The following is a 10,006-nucleotide window of genomic DNA, read 5'->3' as shown; positions in this document are numbered from 1 at the left end:
ATGATGTTTAATAATTTACAAGAATGAGCCACGTTGATTACCAGACTCAGGTACCGACAAGAAACCGCCAAAATGCAGCAAAAGAAAACACTGGCAATTGTTTATGCCCATAAGGTGATTTACAGGTATCTGCCTTGGAGTTTCACAACTTATCATTAGGAAGGTACTCATATGAAAATCAGTCTTATGATTCTCGCCAACATTATGTTGATCAATTTATCTGCAATGGCACAACCCATAACCCTTGAAGATTTACGGGTAAAACCAATACTGATAAATAATAGTCATATTCTCACTGATAATTTTTCCGTACATGGCGTGCAAACACATTATTGGCTCGAAAACAGTTTGGCTGAGATACCGATGACGGTAACAACGCTTGATCACCTACTAATTACGACCTATCTCTATGATCAATATGATGATGAGAAAACACAGACCGCGACACTTATCGATAATCGCTCTAAGAATATGACCTTGTTTTTAGTGAACTTGCCACCTGGAAACTATCGATTGGTTGTTACAGGATTGGCGACCAACCACCAGATTTCTAGCAAAACCTTTCATATGACACTAGCGAATCAGACCACTGGGTATGACTCAAGTTATAAAAGATAAATGAATATATCTTAAACCCTTATCAGCATGCGTAAAAAAGGGGCATCAACTGATGCCCCTGTTATCACAATCAAAGCCGATTCACTTAACCCAATTGCTTACGCGCATTACGGAACATACGCATCCACGGGCTATCTTCGCCCCACTCTTCTGGATGCCAGGAGTTACTGACGGTGCGGAAGACCCGCTCTGGGTGTGGCATCATCACCGTTGCCCGTCCACTGGCACTCGTCACCGCAGTGATACCGTTAGCAGAACCATTTGGGTTAGCCGGATAAACCTCGGTCACCTCACCCTGATTATTCACAAAGCGCAATGCCACCAGATTGTTCTGCTCAAGCAGCGCCAGATGGGCCGCATCACGCACTTCGACTCGCCCTTCACCGTGAGAAACAGCAATTGGCAGGCGAGATCCGGCCATCTCTTGCATAAACAGTGATGGACTATTGGCCACTTCAACCAAACTGAAGCGCGCTTCAAAGCGATCAGACAGGTTGCGGACAAAGCGTGGCCAATGTTCGGCTCCCGGAATAAGTTCACGCAGATTAGACATCATCTGACAACCGTTGCAGACCCCCAATGCCAATGTTTCTGGGCGATGGAAGAAAGCTTCAAACTCATCACGAACCCGGTTGTTAAACAGTATCGATTTTGCCCAACCTTCACCCGCGCCCAGCACATCACCGTAAGAGAAACCACCACAGGCCACTAAGGTCTGGAACGATTGCAAATCAGTTCGGCCAGCCAGCAGGTCACTCATGTGCACGTCGATTGCATCAAAACCAGCACGATGGAAGGCAGCTGCCATTTCAACGTGGGAGTTAACCCCCTGCTCACGCAAGACTGCCACTCTTGGCCGTACCTGTTTGATGATATAAGGTGCGGCAATATCTTCTGCGGGATCAAAGGTCAGTTGGACATTCAGGCCCGGATCAGTTTCAACCTGTTTCGCTTGATGCTCTTGATCAGCACAATCAGGGTTATCACGCAGGCGCTGCATTTGCCAGGTAGTTTCTGCCCACCACAAGCGCAGAGTACTGCGTTTCTCGCGGTATACCACCTCAGTGCCACTGCGAATATCGAAGCTATCACCCTCAACAGCACGGCCCAGATAGTGAATACAGTTTGCCAGACCGTGGTCTGCCAGAACTTTTTCCACCTCAGCACGCTGTTCAGCACGTACCTGAATCACTGCTCCCAGCTCTTCATTAAACAGCGCCGCCAGCGCGTCATCACCCAAGGTGTGAATATCAACCTGCACCCCACAGTGACCGGCAAAGGCCATTTCAGCCAGTGTCACCAGTAAGCCGCCGTCAGAGCGATCGTGATAGGCCAGTAATGCCTGAGAGGCCACTAAGTGCTGCATCGCATTAAAGAAACCAGCCAGTTGCTGTACATCGCGCACATCAGCAGGTTTATCACCTAACTGGCGGTAGACTTGCGTCAGGGCAGTTGCACCCAGAGCATTGTGGCCGGCACCTAAATCAATCAGTAACAGCGCGTTATCGCCTTTATCAGTGCGTAGCTGTGGTGTCACCGTATGGCGAACATCTTCGATACGGGCGAAAGCAGTAATGACCAGAGAGAGCGGCGAGGTCATTTCGCGCTGCTCATCACCTTCCTGCCAGCGAGTTTTCATCGACATGGAGTCTTTGCCCACCGGGATGGTAATCTCCAGCGCAGGACATAGCTCTTCGCCCACCGCACGCACCGCCTCGTACAAACCGGCATCTTCACCCGGATGACCGGCTGCTGACATCCAGTTAGCTGACAGTTTAATGCGCTTTAGCTCACCAATCTGAGTGGCCGCGATATTGGTCAGTGCTTCGCCTACCGCCAGGCGGGCTGAGGCGGCAAAGTCCAGCAATGCCACTGGCGCACGTTCACCCAATGACATCGCTTCACCATAGTAGCTGTCCAGACTGGCACTGGTAACCGCACAGTCGGCCACCGGAATCTGCCACGGGCCAACCATTTGATCACGTGTCACCATGCCGGTCACACTACGGTCACCGATGGTAATCAAGAAGGTTTTCTCTGCCACTGCCGGTAAATGCATCACCCGTTTGACCGCATCAGCGATGCTTATCTCAGCACGTTGCAATGCATCACCCAGTGCCTGAAGGCGGGTGACATCACGCAGCATCTTCGGCGTTTTACCCAGCAAGACATCCAAAGGCATGTCAATTGGTTGATTATCGAAGTGGCGGTCATTCAGTGTCAGATGTTTTTCTTCAGTGGCTTCACCTATAACGGCATAGGGCGCACGTTCACGGCGACAAATTTCATCAAACTGAGCCATCTGCGCGGGGGCAACAGCCAGAACATAACGCTCCTGAGACTCGTTACACCACACTTCCAGCGGGCTCATGCCCGGCTCATCATTGAGGATGTCACGCAGCTCAAAACGGCCGCCACGACCACCATCACTGACCAGTTCTGGCATGGCATTAGACAAACCGCCTGCACCGACGTCATGAATAAATAGAATCGGGTTGTGGTCACCTAACTGCCAGCAACGGTCAATCACTTCCTGACAGCGGCGTTCCATTTCCGGGTTATCACGTTGTACCGAAGCAAAATCCAGATCCGCATCTGACTGACCCGATGCCATGGAAGAGGCCGCGCCGCCACCCAGACCGATATTCATCGACGGGCCGCCGAGCACCACCAGCTTGGCACCGACCGTTATCTCGCCTTTTTGTACATGGTCGGCCCGAATATTACCGATGCCACCAGCCAACATGATCGGCTTGTGGTAGCCACGTAACTCAGTGCCGTTATGACTGTTGACACGCTCTTCATAAGTACGGAAGTAGCCCAGCAGCGCCGGACGGCCAAATTCGTTGTTAAAGGCCGCGCCGCCCAGTGGACCTTCGGTCATGATATCCAGCGCAGTCACAATACGATCCGGCTTACCGAAATTCTCTTCCCACGGTTGTTCAAAACCGGGAATACGCAGGTTAGAAACAGAGAAACCCACCAAACCGGCTTTAGGTTTAGCACCACGCCCGGTAGCACCTTCATCACGGATTTCGCCACCAGACCCGGTAGCAGCACCCGGCCAGGGTGAAATTGCCGTCGGGTGGTTATGAGTTTCTACTTTCATCAGGATATGCGCCGCTTCCTGATGGTAATCATAAACGCCATTATCAGGTGCAGCAAAGAAGCGCCCGACCTGAGAACCTTCCATCACCGCCGCATTGTCTTTATAGGCTGACAATACGTAATCCGGTGTGTGTTCAAAGGTATTTTTGATCATTTTAAACAGTGTTTTAGGCTGAGAAACACCGTCAATTATCCAATCTGCATTAAAGATTTTATGCCGACAATGCTCAGAGTTTGCCTGAGCAAACATATACAGCTCAATATCGGTCGGGTTACGCCCCAGACCGGTAAAGGCGGCCAGCAAATAGTCAATTTCATCTGGAGCAAGAGCCAGGCCCAGCTTAATATTAGCCAGCTCCAGTGCACTGCGGCCCTGCGCCAAGATATCCACCCGTTGTACTGGGGCGGGTTGATGATGAGAGAATAACTGCTCTGCTTGCTGCAAATCGGTGAATACCGTTTCCATCATGCGGTCATGCAGCAGCGCCGACAATTGTTGCCATTGGCTTTCATTCAGGTCTGGGCCTTGAATATAGAAAGCCAGGCCACGTTCCAGACGCAGAACCTGTGGCAACGCACAGTTGTGCGCAATATCCGTCGCTTTGGAAGACCACGGAGAAATGGTCCCCGGCCTTGGCGTAACCAGTAACAAACGCCCTTCTGGCGCGTGTTCAGGGAGAGAGGGTCCATACTTAAGCAGCCGTTGGAGCCTGGCGTGTTCATCAGCACTTAACGGAGCGCTAACATCGGCAAAGTGAACATATTCGGCGTAGATATCACTCACCAAAAGGTGAGCATCCAGGCAACGGGACAGCAGTTTGGTAATACGAAAAGCCGACAAAGCGGGCGAACCACGCAGTATTTCCATAATCTAAGTTTCTCTCTCTTCGAAGCGACTGGAACAGCACTTCATTGGGCGCAGCATTTATTGGCGCAAAACAGGGGAAAACGCGGGCATTATAGTGAATCTACGCCTCCGACGAAACCGTTTGCGTAGCTATTATTAATAATTGAGTCAGAAATTGTCGTTATCTATAGAACACCAATACTGAATAAATAAGCTCGCAATAAAGTTGCACACTGACGATTTGTTGCGCAAAATGCCACTCCACTGGGGTTTTAACCATGTCGATTCTTACTTCACAACACACAGATAAAGAGCGCTGCCGAGAGATAACTATTTGACGCGCATAAAATTAAATTACTTTGTTATCGGTGTAGTTGCCTTACTTCTGGCCCTCGCGCTGTGGCCCAATATTCCCTGGCGCAGTAGTCAAGAAGGACAACTAGACCGTATAAAAGCCCGTGGCGAGCTACGTGTTAGCACGATTAGCTCACCACTTATCTACTTTACCGGAAAGGATGGCCCTTCCGGTCTTGACTATGAGCTAGCCAACCGTTTTGCGGACTATCTGGGGGTTAAGCTCGTCATTACCCCTCATCATAATATTGATGACTTGTTTGATGCACTTGATAACGATGATGCAGACATGCTGGCTGCCGGGCTAATTTATAACCGTGAGCGTCTTAATCGGGCGCGTACCGGCCCTGCCTATTATTCAGTCTCGCAACAGTTAGTATACCGATTGGGTAAACCACGGCCAAAATCATTCAGTGATCTGAAGGGCCAATTGATTGTCGCCTCTGGATCAGCCCATATGACCACCCTCAAACAACTTAAGCAGAGCAAATATCCCGATCTTAACTGGGGATCATCCGTTGATCGTTCTGGCAAAGAGTTACTGGAACAGGTCGCGGACGGCAAACTTGACTATACCCTGGGTGATTCGGTGACCATTGCCCTACTGCAACGCATCCATCCGCAATTAGCGGTTGCCTTTGATGTTACGGATGAAGAGCCAGTAACCTGGTATTTCCAGAAGGGGGACGATGATAGCCTGTATGCCGCCATGCTCGATTTCTACAGCGAGATGGTTGAAGACGGTAGTCTGGCGCGGCTGGAGGAAAAATATCTCGGCCATGTCGGTAGCTTTGATTATGTCGATACCAAAACATTCCTGTCAGCCATCGACAGTGTGTTGCCCTCTTTCCAATCCTTGTTTGAAAAACATGCCGGGGAAATTGACTGGAAACTGCTGGCGGCAATTGCTTATCAGGAATCCCATTGGAACCCACAAGCCACCTCACCGACTGGCGTGCGGGGGTTAATGATGCTAACCCGCGCCACAGCAAATGGTTTAGGGGTTAAAGACCGGGTTGATCCTGAGGAGAGTATTAAAGGTGGCTCCATTTACTTGCAGCGGTTAATGCAAAAAGTGCCGGAGAGTATTCCAGAAGATGAGCGCATTTGGTTCGCGCTGGCTGCCTATAATCTGGGTTATGGTCATATGCTGGATGCTCGTCGCCTGACTAAAAATCAGAATGGTAATCCAGACAGTTGGGTTGATGTAAAAATGCGCCTACCGATGTTGAGTCAAAAGCGCTACTACCCAAGTACCACTTATGGCTACGCCCGTGGCCATGAGGCTTATAACTATGTCGAAAACATCCGTCGTTATCAGGTCAGTCTGGTGGGATATTTGCAGGAAAGAGAGAAAAAAGCAGCCCAACATGCCGCTATCGAAGCTGAACTGGGTAAAGCTTATCCGGTTGTCGGCCCAGGCTGGTCAATCAATAACTAACATGATGCGAAAACACGTAACTACCTAATAGATTTCAAGATACTGCCAACCACCGCATCCTAGTCGCAAGGCCCACGGATGGGCCGAATCATGGCTGCCGCGCGAGTTTCAACGCCTTTTGCTGCTCACGTCGTAGGCGGAAAAAAGCACTTAATTGGTGGGAACACGTCTGTGCCAGTACCCCGGCACTGACCTCTATTTGATGATTCATCCCCGGATGGCGCAAGATATCCACCAGCGAACCGGCAGCACCGGTTTTTAAATCATTGGCCCCATAGACCAAGCGACGGATCCGGCTGTGTATCATGGCTCCGGCACACATTACGCATGGCTCCAGCGTCACATATAGCGTGGCTTCCAGCAGACGATAGTTCTGCACCACCTGCCCGCCTTGCCGTAGCGCCATGATTTCTGCATGAGCGGTAGGGTCGTTATCGCGAATAGACTTATTCCACCCTTCGCCAATCACCTGGTTGCCCAGCACTAACACCGCGCCAACCGGGACTTCTCCCTCTTCTTGTGCCCGCAGAGCCAGCGTCAACGCCCGTAGCATCCAGTACTCATCACTGTATTCAGCAGGTAAATCAAATTCAGAAAACAAACTTTTATCAGCAGACACATTAACCTCTCTGGTACTTTGGCGGCGTGCATTATACACAGCCAGCGACAACCGCTATACCCGCTATCTCCAATATAAAGTAGCTCAGTCCATAATGATCGGTTAATGTTCCGGCAGGATATAAATCATTCCTGATATAAATTATCAGCATATGGAAGCCAGCTACATGAAGCTCAGCAAGAAAAATGCCGCGGTAGTACGTAAAACCCTGAATGGATGGGCCAGTGAAGGCGTTATCCCTGAGGAAGAGCATCAACGTCTGTTACAGAATATTGATGTTCAACCGTTTGACTGGCGCAGATTAGCCGGTTACGCCTTTCTTGCCGCACTGGCTTCGCTGGTTATCGCCATTGGCAGCCTGATGGCTGATACTTTCTTACTCAACTGGATAAGCCAGTTTTTCCGCTTTGATCCCCCGGTGCGGGTGGTGGTCACGGCGATATTGGCCGCCGCATTTTACGGCTGGGGCTTTAACCGCCGCCGGCGAGATCCCAGTAAGATTTACAGTAATGAAGCCGTACTCTTTCTCGGCGTAATATTTACCGCAGCCGCCATCGGCCAACTCGGTGAGTGGCTGGATAATGGTAGTGGTCGCATCTCAGTATTACTGCTGTTGGGTACCGTCATCTATGGTGTGGTGGGCTGGTTTGGTCGTGCGCCATTAGTATGGCTATTTGCCTTGCTGTCACTGGGTAATGCGTTTGGGGCAGAAACTGGCTATTTGTCCGGTTGGGGCGCCTACTGGCTGGGAATGAGCTACCCGATACGCTTTATTGCTTTTGGCCTGCTACTTTGTGCAGCGGCACTGGTGTTGCAACCGCAGTTGGCACAACGTCGGCTAGATCGGGTGTCACAGGCGATGGGGCTGCTTTATCTGTTTATTGCCCTGTGGTTATTGTCTATTTTTGGCAATTACGGTGACCTGGACTATTGGTATCAGGTGCGCCAGATAGAGTTACTGCATTGGAGTCTATTGTTTGCCATTGCCGCCAGCGTCGCTATTTGGCTGGGACTAAAACGAGATGATGCCATGTTGCGCGGCTTCGGCCTGACATTTTTGGCCATCAACTTGTATACCCGTTTCTTTGAGTTCTTCTGGGATGCGATGCCGAAAACTATCTTCTTCCTGCTGCTCGGCATTAGCTTGTGGTTACTGGGCCGGCATGCCGAACGAATATGGCGGCTCGGCCACCATGATAATGACGTCACACACTAGAGCCAAAACCACTTAAAATGGCGAATGACTGCAATGGGCGTTTATTCTAATTGCTGTAATTCGCCGCTTTTACTGACCCGCCAGCGATGCTCGCAAAAATACAATAGCGGGTTATCCTGCTTACTGTCCGAGTATCCGCTATAAAGTTTCAGCGGCGATCCCAAACGCTGTTCCAGTTGCACCACTTTCTCTGGCCCCAAACAGCGCAGAGGTAGCACCCAGCCGCCATTACGCCGCGCCATGCGGCTACCGACCAACCGCAAACGGTGAATAAACGCCGAATCATGATAAACCTGTTCCACCAGCCGTTGCGGCGAGCCAGTTATCAACCATACCTGTGCGTCATGGCTCTCCAGATATTGGCGCAAACGCATCACGACCACGGGAAATTCGGTAACTTTTTGGCGAAAATCATTCACAAAACGTAATTCCAAATCTTTCAAATGCGCTTCGCGCCGACCGAAGGTTATCGCCCACAGTAACAGGCTCATTGGCCAACGAGCGCAACGACCGCCCTGCAGCAATCCCAGCCCAATCACCGGCAATAATGGGACCACCAGCAACAGATTTAGCGGTAAATGTCGCAACAAAAAACGCAAAAAACTGCCAAACATGTCCTGTTGATGCAACGTGCCATCCAGATCAAAGAAGACAATGCGTTTGGCGTTTTCTGATAATGCCTCGGCCGTCCCCTCGCGGTTACTGTCAGTTTGCTCAAAGGTCGATGTGGCCTGCTCTGCGCTCAAACGTTACTCCTCAGGATCATTGAATCCCATAAACCAGTTAAATATGAAACCTGCAAGTATGGTGACAATCATCGCGACTAAATACAACATCACTTTGCCTGCGGCATCGAGGCCAATTACCAACGAGTGCTAATCCCCTGAGGGTGCGTCTTACAATGCTGCACGCAAATAGCCATTATGTTGCTGTAGATCCTGGCGAGCCTGCTCGGCACTCACGCCTTTCAGAATCATCAAAATGGCTGGTTTTACGTTAAACTCGGTTTGTGATAAGGCATTTTCAGCCTCTGCACGGCTGGCCCCGGTGGCTTCAACCACAATACGACAAGCGCGATCAACCAACTTCACGTTAGTCGCTTTCACATCTACCATCAGATTTTGATAAACCTTACCCAGTCTCACCATCGCCCCAGTGGATAGCATATTCAGTACCAACTTCTGCGCGGTGCCCGACTTCATACGCGTAGAACCAGTGAGGGCTTCCGGCCCTACTACCGGTGAAATCGCAACCTGAGCTTCTTGCGCGATAGGAGAGTCTGGGTTACAAGAAATAGCCGCCGTTGGGCACCCAAGTTGGCGGGCATAACGTAGCGCACCGATGACATAAGGCGTGCGACCAGAAGCTGCCAGCCCGACCACCATATCAGTTGCCGTCAGCTTTAAATCTTGCAGATCCCGCACACCGAGCGCGATATCATCCTCAGCACCTTCCACCGCTTTGAATAAAGCACCCGGGCCACCGGCAATTAGACCAATCACCCTGCCATGAGGCACACCAAAGGTCGGTGGGCATTCGGAAGCATCCAGCACGCCGAGCCGACCACTGGTACCGGCCCCCAGATAAATGAGCCGCCCACCTTGCTTTAAGGACTCCGCGGCTAAATCTACCGCTTGAGCGATAGCCGGTAACACCAAACGAATGGCCTCCGGCACTTTGCGATCTTCATCATTAAAGCAGGTCAACATTTCGAGCGTAGAGAGCTTATCCAGCTCCATCGTGGCCGGATTACGACTTTCTGAAATCAATGCTCCTAGATTCATGACATGTTCCTCTTTGAAT

Annotated in this window: 7 protein-coding genes and 1 pseudogene; 3 read left to right on the top strand and 5 right to left on the bottom strand. The window is 50.6% G+C overall.

What is annotated here, in order from left to right:
- Nucleotides 1-171 precede the first annotated feature (171 nt).
- Nucleotides 172-618 (top strand): hypothetical protein, encoded by a 447-nt coding sequence (locus V2A85_RS19105; RefSeq protein ID WP_372559689.1) that lies wholly within the window; start codon nt 172-174, stop codon nt 616-618.
- Nucleotides 619-703: 85 nt separating this feature from the next.
- On the opposite strand, the gene purL is transcribed toward V2A85_RS19105, so the two are convergent.
- On the bottom strand, nt 704-4,594 hold the full coding sequence (gene purL / locus V2A85_RS19100; RefSeq protein ID WP_420072106.1) for a phosphoribosylformylglycinamidine synthase: 3,891 nt from the start codon (nt 4,592-4,594) through the stop codon (nt 704-706).
- Between the two features lie 313 nt (nt 4,595-4,907).
- Here purL and mltF point away from each other — a divergent pair, with 313 nt between their 5' ends.
- A complete protein-coding gene (gene mltF / locus V2A85_RS19095; RefSeq protein WP_372559691.1) occupies nt 4,908-6,368 on the top strand; it encodes a membrane-bound lytic murein transglycosylase MltF in 1,461 nt (486 codons plus the stop codon).
- 88 nt (nt 6,369-6,456) lie between these two features.
- Here the strand turns inward: mltF and tadA are convergent, their stop codons facing one another.
- The gene (tadA, locus tag V2A85_RS19090; protein WP_372559692.1) at nt 6,457-7,026 is read right to left on the bottom strand and encodes a tRNA adenosine(34) deaminase TadA; all 570 of its coding nucleotides are present in this window, start codon (nt 7,024-7,026) and stop codon (nt 6,457-6,459) included.
- Between the two features lie 127 nt (nt 7,027-7,153).
- Between tadA and V2A85_RS19085 the strand changes: the two genes are divergently transcribed.
- On the top strand, nt 7,154-8,203 hold the full coding sequence (locus tag V2A85_RS19085) for a DUF2157 domain-containing protein (protein WP_372559693.1): 1,050 nt from the start codon (nt 7,154-7,156) through the stop codon (nt 8,201-8,203).
- Between the two features lie 41 nt (nt 8,204-8,244).
- Here V2A85_RS19085 and yfhb read toward each other — a convergent pair whose 3' ends face one another.
- From yfhb to murQ, 3 genes and pseudogenes are all read right to left on the bottom strand, one after another.
- On the bottom strand, nt 8,245-8,949 hold the full coding sequence (gene yfhb / locus V2A85_RS19080) for a phosphatidylglycerophosphatase C (RefSeq protein ID WP_193784796.1): 705 nt from the start codon (nt 8,947-8,949) through the stop codon (nt 8,245-8,247).
- A gap of 3 nt (nt 8,950-8,952) precedes the next feature.
- Nucleotides 8,953-9,048: pseudogene (locus tag V2A85_RS19075) on the bottom strand (PTS N-acetylmuramic acid IIB subunit / PTS N-acetylmuramic acid IIC subunit); the annotation flags it as partial.
- 51 nt (nt 9,049-9,099) lie between these two features.
- The gene (murQ, locus tag V2A85_RS19070) at nt 9,100-9,987 is read right to left on the bottom strand and encodes an N-acetylmuramic acid 6-phosphate etherase (RefSeq protein ID WP_372559694.1); all 888 of its coding nucleotides are present in this window, start codon (nt 9,985-9,987) and stop codon (nt 9,100-9,102) included.
- Nucleotides 9,988-10,006 lie beyond the last annotated feature (19 nt).

The sequence above is a fragment of the Yersinia sp. 1252 StPb PI genome, assembly GCF_048593885.1.
Lineage (GTDB): Bacteria > Pseudomonadota > Gammaproteobacteria > Enterobacterales > Enterobacteriaceae > Yersinia > Yersinia enterocolitica_E.
Note: the sequence above shows the minus strand (reverse complement) of the source record. Positions and strands in the feature narration are given on the sequence as shown.